We start from the raw sequence: 16,192 nt of genomic DNA, 5'->3' as shown, positions 1-16,192 counted from the left end.
GGTCCCTCACATCCGGAAGACGCCGAAGCCGCCGCGCACGCCCTCGTAGGGCGCGGTGTGGACGGCGGACAGGCACAGGCCGAGGACGGTACGGGTGTCGCGCGGGTCGATGACGCCGTCGTCGTACAGCCGCCCGGACAGGAACATCGGCAGCGACTCGGACTCGATCTGCTGCTCCACCATGGCGCGCAGGGCGGCGTCGGCGTCCTCGTCGTACGGCTGCCCCTTCGCGGCGGCGGACTGCCGGGCGACGATCGACAGGACGCCCGCGAGCTGCTGCGGGCCCATCACGGCCGACTTGGCGCTGGGCCAGGCGAACAGGAAGCGCGGGTCGTAGGCGCGGCCGCACATGCCGTAGTGGCCGGCGCCGTAGGAGGCGCCGACGAGGACGGACAGGTGGGGCACGCGGGAGTTGCTCACCGCGTTGATCATCATCGCGCCGTGTTTGATGATGCCGCCCTGTTCGTACTCCTTGCCGACCATGTAGCCGGTGGTGTTGTGCAGGAAGATCAAGGGAATGTCGCGCTGGTTGGCGAGCTGGATGAACTGGGCGGCCTTCTGGGACTCCTGGCTGAACAGCACGCCGCGCGCGTTGGCGAGGATGCCGACCGGGTAGCCGTGCAGGCGGGCCCAGCCCGTGGTCAGGCTGGTGCCGTACAGCGGCTTGAACTCGTCGAAGTCGGAGCCGTCGACGATCCGGGCGATGACCTCGCGCGGGTCGAAGGGGGTCTTCAGGTCGCCGGGGACGATGCCCAGCAGCTCCTCCGGGTCGTACTTCGGCGGCTCGGCGGGCCCCGGATCGGGGTACGCCTTGCGGTGGTTGAGGCGGGCGACGACCCGGCGGGCCTGGCGCAGCGCGTCCCGCTCGTCGACGGCGAAGTGGTCGGCGAGGCCGGACACGCGCGCGTGCATCCCGGCGCCGCCGAGGGACTCGTCGTCGCTCTCCTCCCCGGTGGCCATCCTCACCAGCGGCGGTCCGCCGAGGAACACCTTCGCCCGCTCCTTGACCATGATCACGTGGTCGGACATGCCGGGGACGTACGCGCCTCCGGCGGTGGAGTTGCCGAAGACGACCGCGATGGTGGGGATGCCGGCGGCGGACAGCCGCGTGAGGTCGCGGAAGAGGGCGCCGCCGGGGATGAAGATCTCCTTCTGGGACGGCAGGTCGGCCCCTCCGGACTCCACCAGGCTGATGCAGGGCAGCCGGTTGGCGAGCGCGATGCCTTTCGCGCGCAGGGCCTTCTTCAGCGACCAGGGGTTGGAGGCGCCGCCCCGCACGGTGGGGTCGTTGGCGGTGATCAGGCACTCGACGCCCTCGACGACGCCGATGCCGGTGACGAGGGAGGCGCCCACGGCGTACTCGCTGCCCCAGGCGGCCAGCGGGGACAGCTCCAGGAACGGGGTGTCCGGGTCAAGCAGCAGTTCGACGCGTTCCCTGGCGAGGAGTTTGCCGCGCCGCCGGTGCCGCTCGACGTACTTCTCGCCGCCGCCCGCGAGGGCCTTGGCGTGCTCGGCGTCGAGGTCGGCGAGCTTGGCGAGCATGGCCTCGCGGTGGGCCGCGCAGGCGGGGTCGGTGGGGTCCAGGAAGGACGGGAGGACGGTCACAGAAGGGACTCCGGTATGTCCAGGTGGCGGGAGCGCAGCCATTCGCCGAGGGCCTTGGCCTGCGGGTCGAAGCGGTGCCGGGCGGCGACGCCCGCGCCGAGGATCCCCTCGACGGTGAAGTTCAGGGCGCGCAGGTTCGGGAGGGTGTGGCGGACGACGGTCAGGCCGGCGGTCTCGGGCAGCAGGCGCCGGAAGAGGCCGACGGTGAGGGTGTGGGCCAGCCAGCGCCAGCCCTCGTCCGTGCGGGCCCACACGCCGACGTTGGCGTTGCCGCCCTTGTCGCCGCTGCGGGCGCCGACGACGAGTCCGAGGGGGGCGCGGCGGGTGGGTCCGGGCGGCAGCGGCTCGGGCGCGGGTGGCTCGTCGACCGGGTGCGGGGGCCGGGTGTCGTGGGGCGGGGCCACGGTGATCCGCCGCCCGTCGTGGAGGACGGCCACCTGGGCGACGGCGCCCTGGGGGACGTACTCGTCCTCGAAGACCCCGTACGGGGAGCCCTTCTCGGGTGGGGCGAGCACATGGAAGCCGGGGTAGCTGGCGAGGGCGAGCTCCACGGCGGCGGCGGTCAGGGGCCGCCCGACGGTCTCCTGGTCGGGGTCGCGGACCACCAGCCGCAGCAGGGCGCTCGCGGTCTCCTCGGTGGGGGCGTCGGGCCGGTCGGTGCGGACGAGGTCCCAGTGGACCTCGGCGGGCGGCGACGCGGCGAGGACACCCGCCATCTGCTCCCGCACCAGCGCGGCCTTGGCCTCGACGTCCAGGCCGGTCAGCACGAAGGTCACCTCGTTGCGGAAGCCGCCGAGCCGGTTCACCCCGACTTTGAGCGCGGGCGGGGGCGCCTCCCCGCGCACCCCGTCGATCCGCACCCGGTCGGGCCCTACCTGGGTGAGCCGTACGGTGTCCAGCCGCGCGGTGACGTCGGGTCCGGCGTACCGGGCGCCGCCGGTCTCGTAGAGGAGCTGGGCGGTGACCGTGCCGGTGTCGACGAATCCGCCGGTGCCGGGATGCTTGGTGACGACACAGGTGCCGTCGGCGTGGATCTCGGCGAGCGGGAAACCGGGCCGCCGGACGTCTCCGTCCCGGAAGAAGGCGTAGTTGCCGCCGGTCGCCTGCGTTCCGCACTCCAGCACGTGCCCGGCGACGACGGCCCCCGCGAGCCGGTCGTGATCCGTCGGCGCCCAGCCGAAGTGCGCGGCGGCGGGCCCGCTGACCAGCGCCGCGTCCGTCACCCGGCCGGTGACGACGATGTCGGCGCCCTCGCGCAGACAGGCGGCGATGCCGAACCCGCCGAGGTAGGCGTGGGCGGCGAGGCTGCCCGGATACGCCGGGGTGAGGTCGTCGCCCTCGACATGGGCGACGCGGACGGGGACGCCGAGGCGGTCCGCCAGGGCCCGTACGGCGTCGGCGAGTCCGGCGGGGTTGAGGCCGCCGGCGTTGGTCACGATCCGCACGCCCCGCTCGTGCGCGAGCCCGAGGGTGTCCTCCAGCTGCCGCAGGAACGTGCGGGCGTACCCGGCGTCCGGGTTCCGCAGCCGGTCCCGGGCGAGGATCAGCATGGTCAGCTCGGCGAGGTAGTCGCCGGTGAGGACGTCCAGGTCGCCGCCGGTCAGCATCTCGCGCAGCGCGTCGAAGCGGTCGCCGTAGAAGCCGGACGCGTTGCCGACGCGCAGCGCGCTCACCGGGCGTCCCCCTTCGGTTGAGGCGGCCGTCCGCCACCGGGCGGCCCGGCGAAGGCCTGCGCGATGTCCAGCCAGCGGTCCGCGTCGGCGCCCTCGGCGCGCAGGGCGAGGCCGGAGCGGTGGGCGCGCTGGGTGACGAGCAGGCAGAAGTCGAGGGCGGGGCCGGTGACGCGCTGCGGGGCGTCCTCGGGTCCGAAGGCCCACATGTCACCGTGCGGCCCGGTCAGCTCGACCCGGAACGGATCGGCGGGTACGGGCAGGCCGTGCACGAGGTGGGCGAAGTCCCGGGTGCGGAAGCCGAGCCGGGCGATGTGGCGGAGGCGGTCGGTGGGTTCGCGGGTGACGCCGAGCGCGTCCGCGACGTCCAGTCCGTGGGCCCAGGTCTCCATCAGGCGGGCGGTGGCCATGGACGCCGCGGACATCGGCGGCCCGTACCAGGGGAAACGGGCACCGGCCGGGGCGGCGCGAAGGGCCCGGTCGAGGGCGGTACGGCCCTGTCGCCAGCGCCGCAGCAGCTCGGCGGGCGGTGTCCGGGCGCCCTCCTCGGCGCCCTCGTCCACGAAGGAGTCCGGCGCCGCGAGCGCCTTCTCGGCCATCGCCCGGAACGCCTCGGCGTCGGTCACCGCGAGCAGGGCGGAGTGGTCGGTCCAGGCGAGGTGGGCGATCTGGTGGGCGACGGTCCAGCCGGGCGCGGGCGTCGCGAGCGCCCACCGCTCGGGCTCCAACTCGGCCACGAGAGAGTCGAGTTCGTGGCTTTCGGCACGGAGGTCGTCGAACACGGGCAGGGGCGTCGGGTCGGCCATGCGGGGAGCATGGCAGCGCCACCAGAAACAAGCAAGCGTGCTTGCATGAATTTGTGCGGCGAGTCTCGGGGGCGCTGATGGAGGGGGAGGGCACGTGGGGCGGGCGATGCGCTTGTCAGCGACGGCCGCGCGGGCGGGGCCGTGACGGCGACCCGCTCGGACCGGCTGCGACCCTCGCGAGCGGCCCGCTCTACCGGCTACGGCCCTCCTGAGCGGCCCGCTCCCACCGGCTACGGCCCTCCTGAGCGGCCCGCTCCGACCGGCGACGGCCCGCTCGAGCAGCCCCGCCCGTTCAGGCGGTCGCCGTCTTCCGCCGTCCCACCTGCGTCCGCACCGCACCCATGCTCGCCACGATGACCAGGGTGATGGCGAGGGCCTGGGTGGGGGTGAGGGACTGGTCGAGGAGGAAGAAGCCGGCCGTCGCCGCGATGGCGGGTTCCAGGCTCATCAGCACGGCGAACGTGGAGGCGGGCAGGCGGCGCAGGGCGAGGAGTTCGAGGGTGTAGGGGAGGACGGAGGAGAGCAGGGCGACCGCCGCGCCGAGGCCCAGGGTGACCGGGTCGAGGAGCTTGTCGCCGGATTCCGCGAGGCCGAGCGGGAGGAACAGCACCGCGCCCACCGCCATGGCCAGCGCGAGGCCGTCGGCCTGCGGGAAGCGGCGGCCGGTGCGGGCGCTGAAGACGATGTACGCCGCCCACATCGCGCCCGCGCCCAGCGCGAAGGCCGCCCCCAGCGGGTCGAGGTCGCCGATACCGCCGCCGAGGAGGAAGACACCGGCGAGGGCGAGGCCCGCCCAGAGGAGATTGATCAACCGGCGGGAGGCCAGGACGGAGAGGGCGAGCGGGCCCAGCACCTCCAGGGTGACCGCGGGTCCCAGCGGGATGCGGTCGACGGCCTGGTAGAAGAGGCCGTTCATGGCGGCCATGGTGACGCCGAAGACGGCGACCGTGCCCCAGTCGGCGCGGGAGTGGCCGCGCAGCCGTGGCCGGCAGACCACCAGCAGCACCACCGCGGCCACCGCCAGCCGCAGCGCCACCACGCCCAGCGCACCGGCCCTGGGCATCAGCATCACGGCGAGCGCCCCGCCGAACTGCACCGAGATCCCGCCCGCGAACACCAGCCCCACGGGCCCGAGCGAGCCGAACCGGCCCGGAGTGCCGGAGGCGGGGGAGGCGGCGGCGACGGAAGGGGTCGTGGCGGTCTCGGGGCTGGTCACGGGCGGTCCAGGGGATCGGGTCGAGTGCGCGGAGGTTCGTTCAGCGTGATGGACTACTCGGTCCAGGGTAATGGACTGCATCAGGTGTGTGAAGCGGTTTTGCGGCTTACCGGACCGCGCCCGGCGGCCCCGCACTCGACCCCACGCCCTCACCCGCGCCCGGCACCGCGCCCCCGGCCTCGCCCGGCCCCGCACCCGCCCCCGCACTCGACTCCGCGTCCAGCGCCTCCGCCAGCACCTCCGCCAGGTGCCGGCCCCGTACGCCGCCCAGGTGCTCCAGCTGGGTCCGGCAGGAGAAGCCGTCCGCCAGGACCACCGCGTCGACAGGCGCCGTCCGCACCGCGGGCAGCAGCTGTTCCTCGGCGCAGGCCGCGGAGACCTCGTAGTGGCCTCGTGCGAAGCCGAAGTCGCCCGCCAGGCCGCAGCAGCCGCCGGACAGCTCCCCGGTGAGTCCCGCGGCGGCGCGCAGCCGGCGGTCGGGGTCGTCGCCGAGGACCGCGTGCTGGTGGCAGTGGGTCTGGCCGACGGCCGGACGGTCGAGGCGGGGCGGGGTCCAGCCGGGGGCGAGGCGGTCCAGGGACTCGGCGAAGGTGAGGACGCGGGAGGCCAGGCGGGCGGCGCGCGGGTCGTCGGACAGCAGCTCGGGCAGGTCGGTGCGGAGTGCCGCCGCGCAGCTGGGTTCGAGGACCACCACGGGGGTGCCGGCCGCCAGCACCGGCGTCATGGTGTCGAGGGTGCGGCGCATGACGGTACGGGCGCGGTCGAGCTGGCCGGTGGAGACGTACGTCAGCCCGCAGCAGACCCGGGCGCGGCGGCGGCCCGCCGCGGGCGGCAGGGTGACGGCGAGTCCCGCCGACTCCAGGACGCGGACCGCCGACCGGCCCACCGAGGGCGAGAGGTGCTCGGTGAAGGTGTCGGGCCACAGCACGACCCGCGTCCCGTCCCCCGCCCCGGCGGGCGCCGCCCGCTCGCGCCACCACCGGCTGAACGGCTCCGTCGCCAGCCGCGGGATCTCCCGCTCCCCCGCGATGCCGCCGAGCCGCTTGCCCAGCCGTGCCAGGGGTGCCACGCCGGCGAGGGCGTTGACCAGGGCCGCCGTGCGCGTGCGGTCCACGGCGCGCAGCCACTCCGGCAGCCGCCCCATGCTGTGGTGCGCGGCGGGCCGGCGCCGGCCGGCGTAGTGGTGGTGCAGGAACTCGGCCTTGTAGGTGGCCATGTCGACGCCGACCGGGCAGTCCGAGCGGCAGCCCTTGCAGGCCAGGCACAGGTCGAGGGCGTCCCGCACCTCGGGCGAGCGCCAGCCGCCGGTCACCACCTCGCCGGCCAGCATCTCGTGCAGCAGCCGGGCCCGCCCGCGCGTGGAGTGCGCCTCCTCGCCGGTGACGCGGAAGGACGGGCACATCACGGCCGGGCCGCTCGCGGTGGCCGTACGGCACTTGGCGACGCCGACGCACCGCCGTACGGCGGCGGAGAAGTCGCCGCCGTCGGCCGGGTAGCCAAACGCCACGTCGACGGGGCGGCGGGGCAGCGAGGCGAAGCGGAGGTTGTCGTCGAGGCGGTGCGGGCGGACCAGCATGCCGGGGTTGAGGAGGTCGTCCGGGTCCCAGACCGCCTTGGCGCGTGCGAAGAGCGCCACCGTCTCCTGCCCGTACATGCGCGGCAGCAGCTCGGCGCGCGCCTGGCCGTCGCCGTGCTCGCCGGACAGCGAGCCGCCGTGGGCGACGACCAGGTCGGCCAGTTCCTCGGAGAAGCGGCGGAAGCGGGCCACGCCCGGCGCGGTCAGCAGGTCGAAGTCGATCCGGACGTGGACGCAGCCGTCGCCGAAGTGCCCGTAGGGCGTGCCGCGCAGGCCGTGCGCGGCCAGCAGGGCCCGGAAGTCCCGCAGGTAGGCGCCGAGCCGGGCCGGCGGCACCGCGCAGTCCTCCCAGCCGGGCCACGCCTCGCTGCCGTCGGGCATCCTCGTGGCGGTGCCGCTCGCGTCCTCCCGGACGCGCCACAGCGCGCGCTGTCCGGCCGGGTCGGTCACCACGAGCGCGTCCACGGCGTCGGCGGCCCGCACGATGTGCTCCGCACGCGCGCGTGCCTGCGCGCCGGAGTCCCCGCCGGTCTCGACGAACAGCCATGCCCCGCCCCGGGGCAGCGCGGCGGCGGACGGGACGAGGTCGGCCGCCATGCCCTCGACGGTCAGGGGCCGGTGCGGCAGGAGTCCCGCCGCGGCCTGTGCCGCCGCGCTCTCGTCGGCGTAGCCGAGCACGGCCAGCGCCCGTGCGCGGGGGGCCTCCACGAGCCGTACGACGGCTTCCGTGAGGACGCCGAGGGTGCCTTCGGAGCCGCAGAAGGAGCGGGCGACGTCGGCGCCGTTCTCCGGCAGGAGCGCGTCCAGCGCGTAGCCGGAGATACGGCGGGGCAGGTCGGGAAAGCCGGTGCGCAGCCGGGCCCGCTCGCCCTCCACGAGGGTCCGCAGGCCCTCCGGTGCCCCCGCCCAGCGCTGTCCGAGCCGCAGCCGCTCGCCGCGCGCGGTGACCACCGACAGCTCCCGCACGCTGTCCGCGGTGGTGCCCCAGGCCACCGAGTGGGAGCCGCAGGAGTTGTTGCCGATCATGCCGCCGAGGGTGCAGCGGCTGTGGGTGGACGGGTCGGGGCCGAAGCGCAGTCCGTGCGGCGCGGCGGCCTCCTGGAGCCGGTCCAGCACCAGCCCCGGCTGGACGACGGCCGTGCGGGTCGCGGGGTCGAGCGACAGCACCCGGTTCATGTGCCGGGTGAAGTCCAGCACCACGCCGGTGCCGGTGGCCTGCCCGGCGATCGACGTGCCGCCGCCGCGCGCCACGACGGGCACCCCGTGCGCGCGGCACACCTCCAGCGCGGCCGCGACGTCGTCGGCGTCCCTCGGCGCGACCACGCCCAGCGGCACCCGCCGGTAGTTGGACGCGTCCATGGTGGCCAGGGCCCGCGCGGTGACGTCGAACGCGACCTCGCCGCGGACGGCGGCGCGCAGACCGGCACGGAGACCGGCGGGCAGACCGGCGGGGACACCGGGGCGGGGTTCGGGACGCCGGCCGGTTCGGGGATCCGTCATGCGTCCAGGATGCATCCGTACACCGGGCGTGACGGGCACTCCGGGGCGGTCTTCTGTAGATCCCCACAGGTCCGGGGGGTGGAGATCTCGTCTCATCGAACGGACACGTTTCCGCCTGATTTCCGCGAAGGGATACGCTCCGCCTCGTGGCTGAGATCCAGATTCCTGCTGACATCAAGCCCGCGGACGGTCGATTCGGCGCGGGTCCCTCCAAGGTGCGGGTGGAGGCGCTGGACGCCCTGGCCGCCACCGGTACGTCCCTGCTCGGCACCTCCCACCGCCAGGCCCCGGTCAAGAACCTGGTCGGCCAGGTGCGCGAGGGCATCCGCGAGCTGTTCGCGCTGCCCGACGGCTACGAGGTCGTCCTCGGCAACGGCGGCTCCACCGCGTTCTGGGACATCGCGACCCACGGCCTGATCGAGAACAAGTCGCAGCACCTCAGCTTCGGCGAGTTCAGCTCGAAGTTCGCCAAGGCGGCCAAGCTGGCCCCGTGGCTGGCCGAGCCCACCGTCGTCGCCGCCGACCCGGGCACGCACCCGCAGGCGCGGGCCGAGGCGGGCGTGGACGTGTACGCGTTCACCCACAACGAGACCTCGACCGGTGTCGCCATGCCGATCCAGCGGGTCGAGGGCGCCGACGAGGGTGCGCTGGTCCTGGTCGACGCCACCTCCGGCGCGGGCGGCCTCCCGGTCGACATCGCCGAGACGGACGTCTACTACTTCGCCCCGCAGAAGTCCTTCGCCTCCGACGGCGGTCTGTGGATCGGCGTGTTCTCCCCGGCGGCGCTCGAGCGCGCCGAGCGGATCCACGCGTCCGGCCGGCACATCCCGGAGTTCTTCTCGCTGCCGACGGCGATCGACAACTCCCGCAAGAACCAGACGTACAACACCCCGGCGCTCGCCACCCTCTTCCTGCTGAACCAGCAGCTGGAGTGGATCAACGGCCAGGGCGGTCTGGACTGGGCGGTGCGCCGCACGGCCACCTCCGCGCGGACGCTGTACGGCTGGGCCGAGGACGTGAAGTTCGCGACCCCGTTCGTCACCGACCCCGCCAAGCGCTCGGCCGTCATCGGCACCATCGACTTCACCGACGAGGTGGACGCCGCCGCCGTCGCCAAGGTGCTGCGCGCCAACGGCATCGTCGACACCGAGCCGTACCGCAAGCTGGGCCGCAACCAGCTGCGCATCGCCATGTTCCCGGCGATCGACCCGGCGGACGTCGAGGCCCTGACCAAGTGCATCGACTACGTCATCGAGAAGCTCTGACCTTCTCCCGCACGACCCGCACGACCTCGCACAGCAGGTGAAAGGGGCGCCCGGCGAAACACCGGGCGCCCCTTTCGCGTGGGCCCTCCCCGCGCGGGATCCGCGCGTCGGGCACGAACCGGGTCGCCGTGGCCCTCCCTCAGCGCCACCGGCCCCACCGGGCATCAGCGGCGCCGAGGGCTCCGCCTCAGCGGCTGAGCCGCTGGAACCGCCGTACCGCCAGGGGCAGGAAGACCGCCGTCAGGATCAGCGGCCACAGCCCGGACATCAGCAGGGCGTGCTGTTCGACCCAGGAGTCGCCGTTGCCGGCGGGGGTGCCGAACAGGTCGCGGGCGGCGGCGGCCGTGGAGGAGATGGGGTTCCAGGCGGCGAGCCAGCCGAGCCAGTCGGGCATCAGCTGCGGGGCGACGAAGATGCTGGAAATCATCGTCAGCGGGAAGGCGACCGCGAAGAGGCCGCCCGCCGCCTCCGGGTTGGGGACGATGAGGCCGAGCCAGACGCCCACCCAGATGAGGGCGAACCGCAGCCACAGCAGCAGGCCGAACGCGGCGAGGAAGCCCCAGCCGCCCTCCGGGCGCCAGCCCATCGCCAGCGCGGTCAGCATCATGATGGCCAGTTCCGCGCAGGCCACCAGGAGGTCGGTGACGCCGCGGCCGGCGACCACGGCGCTGGACGCCATGGGCATCGAGCGGAAGCGGTCGATGACGCCCTTCGTCGAGTCGTAGACCACCACCGTCGCGGTGTTGATGAAGCCGAACGCCATCGTCATGACGAACATGCCGGGCATCAGGAAGTCCTTGTAGTCCCCGCCGCCGGGGACCTGCATGGCGCTGCCGAAGACATAGCCGTACAGCAGCACCGACAGGATCGGGAAGCCCAGCTGCCAGGCGATGTTCACCGGCTGGCGCCGGTAGTGCGTCAGGCCCCGGCGCACGATGTTCCAGACGTCCGACAGCATCCAGTACGCGCGGCTGCGCGCGACGGGCCGGGTGAGGTCCAGGGTGCTCATGCCGCCGTCTCCTCCTTCTTGGCGCGGTGTCCGGTCAGGCGCAGGAACACGTCGTCGAGGCTGGGCCTGCGCAGCCCGATGTCCTCGACCCGCACGCCCTCGTCCTGGAGGGTGCGGGCGACCTCGGTGAGCGCCGCGACCCGGTCGTCGACGGGCGCGTGCACGCGCAACTCGGTCTCGTCGGCCTCGGGTTCGCCGTCCGAGACCCGCGCGATCACCTTCACCACGCGCGGGATGTCCGCCCGGTCGGCGGCCACGACCTCGATCCGGTCGCCGCCCACCCGGTCCTTCAGGCCGTCCGGGGTGTCGTCGGCGATGGCGCGGCCCTGGTCGATGACCGTGATGTGGGAGGCCAGCTTGTCGGCCTCCTCCAGGTACTGCGTGGTCAGCAGGACCGTGGTGCCGCTCGCCACCAGCGCCCGCACCGACTCCCAGACCTCGCCCCGGCTCCTCGGGTCCAGCCCGGTCGTCGGCTCGTCCAGGAAGAGCACGGCCGGGGCGAGGATCATCGACGCGGCCAGGTCGAGGCGGCGGCGCATACCGCCGCTGTAGCCTCCGGCGCCCTTGTCGGCGGCGTCGGTCAGGTCGAACTGCTCCAGCAGCTCGGCCGCGCGCAGCTTGGCCCGCTTGCCGCCGAGGTGGAACAGGCGGCCGAACATCTCCAGGTTCTGCCGGCCGGTGAGCACCTCGTCCACCGCCGCGTACTGGCCGGTGAGCCCGATCCTGGCGCGTACCTCGCGCGGCTGCCGGGCCACGTCCAGGCCGGCCACCGTGGCCCGTCCGCCGTCGAGGCGGATCAGCGTGGACAGGATGCGCACGGCGGTGGTCTTGCCGGCGCCGTTCGGCCCGAGCAGGCCGTGCACGGTGCCCTCGCGCACGGCGAGGTCGAAGCCGTCGAGGGCGCGCTTCTCGCCGTACCGCTTCTCCAGTCCCTCGGCGTGCACCGCGTAACCGTCCATCGTTCCCGTTCCTCCCGTCGTCCCCACAACTGCTTACACCGTACCCGATTACGCGTACACCGTAAGCAGTTTTTTTCCGGGGACATAAGCTGAGGTCATGACGAGCGGCGGCAAGGGAATGACCGACACCAGTGGCAGCGGCGACATCGTCCGCACCCTGGAACTGCTCTGGGACAGCGGGCGGCGCCCGAGCCGCGGTCCCAAGCCCGCCCTCACGCTCGACCAGATCGTGGAAGCCGCCGTCCGGGTCGCGGACACCGAGGGGCTGGAGGCGGTCTCCATGCGCCGCGTCGGCGCGGAACTGGGCACCAGCGCGATGTCGCTGTACCGCTACGTCCCCGGCAAGGCCGAGCTGCTGGACCTCATGCTCGACCGCGTCCAGCGCCCGGGTGACGCCCTCGAAGGCCTCGGCGACGGCGACTGGCGCTCCGCCCTCGGCGCCATGGCGCGCGCCACCCTCGCCCTCTACCGGCGCCACCCCTGGCTGCTCCACGTCAACCAGTCCCGGCCGATCCTCGGCCCGAGCGCCCTCGACAGCATGGAGCTGGTGCTGGGGCGCATCCGGCCCATGGGGCTGAGCGATCCGGAGCTGGTCTCGGTGATCATCCTGATCGACTCGTACGTCGTCGGCGCCGCGCGCACCCAGGTCTACCAGGAGGAGGCCGAGCGCCGGACCGGGCTGACCACCACCGAGTTCTTCGAGGCGCAGGTGCCGGTCCTGGAGAGGGTCATGACACCCGACCGCTACCCGATCATGGCCAACCTCTCCGAGGACACCTGGAGCCCCGACTTCGACCACTTCGAGTTCGGACTGCGGCGCATCCTCGACGGACTCGAGGTGTTCGTGTCCCAGCGGGCGCGCGAGCGCGGGACGGACACCCCGGACGACAGCACAGACGCCTCAGACGCCTCAGACGCCTAGGCCCCCGCTCCGGCGTCCGTCACCGCACGCCCCCCGGGAATCACCCCGTCACTTCCTGCGCCGCAGCCTGCTCAGCCCCAGCAGCGCGACCGCAGCCGCGGCGATGGCGAGGGCGCCCTTCCCGGCGCTCACACCGCCGCCGTCCTCCTCCTTGCCCGGGTCCGCGCCGCCCGCCCCCGCCGGCGACTCGGCCCCCTCGGCCCCGCCGCCCGGCACGTCACCGGGCTCCACGGAACTCTCCGAGCCCTCGGCGCCGTACATCAGCCGCGACCCGTCGGCGGTGTAGGTGACGGACTCCCCCTGGCCCAGGAACGGCACGCCGAGCCGCCCGGTCTTCTTCAGCCTGCCGCCGTTCCAGTCGTAGGCGATCGCGCCGAAGTAGCTGCGCACGACGAGCTGTTCGCCGTCCGGGGACAGCGCCGCGTCGGTGGCCTCCAGGTCGGGGACGGCGGCGACCGGTGTGAACACGTTGGTGCCGGAGGCGGACAGCCGAGCGGGCCCCCGGTAGAGGTGGCCGCCCTTCTCGTTCTTGTCGACGATGTAGACGCGCCCCGTCTTCGGGTGCACCACCAGCGACTCGGCGTCCCGCGGCCCGTCCGAGTACCGCACCACGTACTGCGTGGCCCGCACCGTCTCGTCCCGCAGGGTCTTCGGCTCGGGCAGCCGGTAGATCCAGACGTGGTCCCAGCTGCCGCCGAGGTTGTCGCCGATGTCGCCGACGTAGATCTGGTCGCCGGGCCCGATCGAGATCGCCTCGACGTCGCGCGGGGCGCCGACGCCGGTGAGCGAGAGGGTGGCGAGGGTGTCGCCGGTCCTGCCGTCCACGGCGTACAGATACGCGCCGTCGTCGCTGTCGTTGTGGGTCCAGTACACGCCCGGGTGCTGCCGGGAGGCGGCCAGGCCGCTGGACTCCGTGATGCGCGGGTCCTTGATGGTGAACCCCTCGTCCGCGTCGGCGGCGGAGGCGGACGGCTGGGCGAGCGCCCCCGTGAGGAGGGCCGCGGCGAGGAGCACGAACGTTCGGCGCATGCCCCAAGACTGGCACGAGCGGGGCGTGGCGGGCCTCACACCCCGTCCCCAGCCCGGCCGCCACGCCGATCGTCCATCATGAGCGGATGCTCAGGTTGATGCCGGTAGGCGACTCGATGACCATCGGCAGCGCGGGCGAGCACACCTGGCGGCACCGCATGTGGCAGCACCTGTGCGCCACGTACGGCGGCCCGTTCACGCTGGTCGGCCCGCGCGAGACGCTGTACGACAAGGCGGCCGACGCCCCCACGTCGTACGCCTACGCCGACCCGGACTTCCCCCGCGCCCACCTGGCCGGCTGGGGCGAGGGCTGGCTGCACATGGCCCCGCTCGTCGGGGACGCGGTGCGCGAGACCCGCGCGGACGTGCTGCTGGTCTCGCTCGGCCTCATAGACCTCGGCTTCTACACCGACGCCGAGCAGACGGCGCGGAACGTGCACGCGTTCGTGGCCGCGGCCCGCGAGGCCAGGCCGCGCATACGCATGGTGATACTCCCGGTGATCCCCAACGTCCGCGCCCAGCAGGACCCCCCGTTCGCCGAGCAGGTCACCCGCTTCAACGAGCTGCTGGGCAAGGCGGTCGCCGACCTGGACACTCCCCGCTCCCCGCTGCTCCTCGCCTCGCCCCCGGCCGCGTGGGACATCCACCGCGACACCTACGACGGCACCCATCCGAACGCGAGCGGCGAGCACCGGATCGCGGGCGCGTTCGCGGAGGCGATGTGGCAGGGGTGGGGGGTCGGCGGGGAGTACGGCGCGTAACCGGTCCGCCGTTCGTATCGTTGTACTGCGCGGCCGCGCCCGTTCGAGGGGCGGTCGGGGAGGAACGCCACGATGACCGTCCTTCACGACAGGATCGCGATGGCCGAGAGCGACAACACGATCACGCTCGACGAGATGTTCGAGCGGCTCGAGAAGATGCCCGTCCCCGAGGGATACAAGGTCGAGATCGTCGAGGGGACCGTCTACATGTCGCCGCAGCGGGACACCCACTGGGAGATCATCCTGGACATCGTCGAACAGCTGCGCACGAAGTACCCGCGCAAGCGCATCAAGTCCGACGTGCGGATCGACTACCCGGGTCACCTCAACGGGTTCGCGACCGATGTGACCGTGATGACCGAGGACGCCGCGAAGACGGAGAGCGGCCACTGGCGCTGCGAGGACGTCATGTTCGTCGCCGAGGTGATCTCCAAGAGCACCGGCCAGAACGACTACGGCCCCAAGAAGACCGCCTACGCCACCGCCGGGGTCCCCGTCTACGTGGTCGCCGACCCCTACCAGGGCCGCTGCCACCTCTACACCGACCCCAAGGACGGTGACTACGAGGTCGAGACGACCGTCCCCTTCGGCAAGGACCTGGACCTCACCGGCACCGCCGTCGACCTCGTCCTGAAGACCGGCGAGTTCCCCCGCGACTGATCCCCCTTGCTTCGAGCGCACTCCACGTCGTTGGCTAGATGTTCATGGAGTACACGCAGCTCGGACGCACCGGACTCAAGGTCAGCCGCCTCGTCCTCGGCACCATGAACTTCGGCCCGCAGACCGAAGAGGCCGACAGTCACACCATCATGGACGCCGCCCTGGACGCGGGCATCAACTTCTTCGACACCGCGAACGTGTACGGCTGGGGCGAGAACAAGGGCCGCACCGAGGAGATCATCGGCAGCTGGTTCGCCAAGGGCGGTGGGCGCCGCGACAAGGTCGTCCTGGCCACCAAGGTGTACGGCAACATGGGCGCCGACGGCAGCCCGGCCTGGCCCAACCACGACAAGCTCTCCGCGGTGAACATCCGCCGCGCGGTGGACGGGAGCCTGCGGCGCCTGGGCACCGACTACATCGACCTCTACCAGTTCCACCACATCGACCGGGCCACCCCGTTCGACGAGATCTGGCAGGCCATCGACGTCCTGGTGCAGCAGGGCAAGATCCTCTACGCCGGTTCCAGCAACTTCCCCGGCTACAAGATCGCCCAGGCCAACGAGGCCGCCGCCCGGCGCGGCTCGCTCGGCCTGGTCAGCGAGCAGTGCCTGTACAACCTGTTCGAGCGGCGCGCCGAGATGGAGGTCATCCCGGCCGCGCAGGACTACGGCCTCGGTGTCATCCCGTGGTCGCCGCTGCACGGCGGACTGCTCGGCGGCGTCCTCCGCAAGGAGAACGAGGGCAAGCGGCGCACCTCGGGACGCGCCGTGGACACCCTCGCCGACCCGGCGGCGCGGGCGCGCATCCAGGCGTACGAGGACCTGCTCGACAAGCACGGCCTGGAGCCCGGCGAGGCGGCACTGGCGTGGCTGCTCACCCGGCCCGGCGTGACCGGCCCGATCGTCGGCCCGCGCACCCTCGCCCAGCTGGAGTCCGCCCTGCGGGCGGTCGAGCTGGACCTCTCCCGGGACCTGCTGACCGCCCTGGACGACATCTTCCCGGGCCCGGGCCCGAGCCCCGAGGCCTTCGCCTGGTGACCCGGGCGTATGCCGCCCGGGTCAAGGGAGCCCGGCACGATCGGCGAGACGCGCCCTGGGGGCGCGGGAAACCGCGCGGCGTGCGAACGCTGTGCGGTTCCCCGCGCTAATTGCCCAGCGCGGAAGCCACCGCGACGACGACGAACATCAACACGAGCGCACCGGCCATGATCCGGT

13 protein-coding genes are annotated in these 16,192 nt (G+C 73.3%); 5 read left to right on the top strand and 8 right to left on the bottom strand.

Annotated elements, in window-relative coordinates; translation table 11 throughout:
- Window positions 1-6 precede the first annotated feature (6 nt).
- From AB0K92_RS05085 to AB0K92_RS05065, 5 genes are all read right to left on the bottom strand, one after another.
- Window positions 7-1,605 carry a carboxyl transferase domain-containing protein gene (locus AB0K92_RS05085; RefSeq protein ID WP_365919519.1) on the bottom strand — a complete coding sequence of 533 codons (1,599 nt, stop codon included), beginning with the start codon at window positions 1,603-1,605 and terminating at the stop codon, window positions 7-9.
- Window positions 1,602-3,278, bottom strand: a complete 1,677-nt coding sequence (locus tag AB0K92_RS05080) for an acyclic terpene utilization AtuA family protein (protein ID WP_365919517.1) — start codon at window positions 3,276-3,278, stop codon at window positions 1,602-1,604. The genes AB0K92_RS05085 and AB0K92_RS05080 overlap by 4 nt, the downstream gene beginning before the upstream one ends.
- Window positions 3,275-4,081, bottom strand: a complete 807-nt coding sequence (locus tag AB0K92_RS05075) for a TIGR03084 family metal-binding protein (protein ID WP_365919515.1) — start codon at window positions 4,079-4,081, stop codon at window positions 3,275-3,277. Before AB0K92_RS05075 ends, AB0K92_RS05080 begins: the two co-directional genes overlap by 4 nt.
- A gap of 292 nt (window positions 4,082-4,373) precedes the next feature.
- Window positions 4,374-5,297 (bottom strand): EamA family transporter, encoded by a 924-nt coding sequence (locus AB0K92_RS05070; protein ID WP_365919513.1) that lies wholly within the window; start codon window positions 5,295-5,297, stop codon window positions 4,374-4,376.
- A 106-nt stretch (window positions 5,298-5,403) separates the two neighbouring features.
- Window positions 5,404-8,232: an FAD-binding and (Fe-S)-binding domain-containing protein gene (locus AB0K92_RS05065; RefSeq protein WP_365919885.1), complete on the bottom strand. Its 2,829-nt coding sequence runs from the start codon at window positions 8,230-8,232 to the stop codon at window positions 5,404-5,406.
- A gap of 287 nt (window positions 8,233-8,519) precedes the next feature.
- Between AB0K92_RS05065 and serC the strand changes: the two genes are divergently transcribed.
- Window positions 8,520-9,638, top strand: a complete 1,119-nt coding sequence (serC, locus tag AB0K92_RS05060; RefSeq protein WP_365919511.1) for a phosphoserine transaminase — start codon at window positions 8,520-8,522, stop codon at window positions 9,636-9,638.
- A gap of 187 nt (window positions 9,639-9,825) precedes the next feature.
- Here the strand turns inward: serC and AB0K92_RS05055 are convergent, their stop codons facing one another.
- Window positions 9,826-10,647, bottom strand: a complete 822-nt coding sequence (locus tag AB0K92_RS05055; protein WP_365919509.1) for an ABC transporter permease — start codon at window positions 10,645-10,647, stop codon at window positions 9,826-9,828.
- Window positions 10,644-11,606 (bottom strand): ATP-binding cassette domain-containing protein, encoded by a 963-nt coding sequence (locus AB0K92_RS05050; RefSeq protein ID WP_365919507.1) that lies wholly within the window; start codon window positions 11,604-11,606, stop codon window positions 10,644-10,646. The genes AB0K92_RS05055 and AB0K92_RS05050 overlap by 4 nt, the downstream gene beginning before the upstream one ends.
- A 97-nt stretch (window positions 11,607-11,703) precedes the next feature.
- On the opposite strand from AB0K92_RS05050, the gene AB0K92_RS05045 reads away from it, so the two are divergent.
- A complete protein-coding gene (locus AB0K92_RS05045) occupies window positions 11,704-12,528 on the top strand; it encodes a TetR/AcrR family transcriptional regulator (RefSeq protein WP_365919505.1) in 825 nt (274 codons plus the stop codon).
- A 48-nt stretch (window positions 12,529-12,576) separates the two neighbouring features.
- Here the strand turns inward: AB0K92_RS05045 and AB0K92_RS05040 are convergent, their stop codons facing one another.
- Window positions 12,577-13,557 (bottom strand): WD40 repeat domain-containing protein, encoded by a 981-nt coding sequence (locus tag AB0K92_RS05040; protein WP_365919503.1) that lies wholly within the window; start codon window positions 13,555-13,557, stop codon window positions 12,577-12,579.
- Window positions 13,558-13,643: 86 nt separating this feature from the next.
- Here AB0K92_RS05040 and AB0K92_RS05035 point away from each other — a divergent pair, with 86 nt between their 5' ends.
- The 3 genes from AB0K92_RS05035 (at window position 13,644) to AB0K92_RS05025 (ending at window position 16,015) form a co-directional block, all read left to right on the top strand.
- Window positions 13,644-14,318, top strand: coding sequence for a GDSL-type esterase/lipase family protein (locus tag AB0K92_RS05035; protein ID WP_365919501.1), 675 nt, complete (start codon window positions 13,644-13,646; stop codon window positions 14,316-14,318).
- Window positions 14,319-14,390: 72 nt separating this feature from the next.
- Window positions 14,391-14,978, top strand: coding sequence for a Uma2 family endonuclease (locus tag AB0K92_RS05030; RefSeq protein WP_365919499.1), 588 nt, complete (start codon window positions 14,391-14,393; stop codon window positions 14,976-14,978).
- 44 nt (window positions 14,979-15,022) lie between these two features.
- The gene (locus AB0K92_RS05025; protein ID WP_365919497.1) at window positions 15,023-16,015 is read left to right on the top strand and encodes an aldo/keto reductase; all 993 of its coding nucleotides are present in this window, start codon (window positions 15,023-15,025) and stop codon (window positions 16,013-16,015) included.
- Window positions 16,016-16,192 lie beyond the last annotated feature (177 nt).

It is taken from the genome of Streptomyces sp. NPDC052687, assembly GCF_040678395.1.
Taxonomy (GTDB): Bacteria; Actinomycetota; Actinomycetes; order Streptomycetales; family Streptomycetaceae; genus Streptomyces.
The sequence above is the reverse complement of the archived record's forward strand: the minus strand, read 5'-3'. Positions and strand labels throughout refer to the sequence as shown.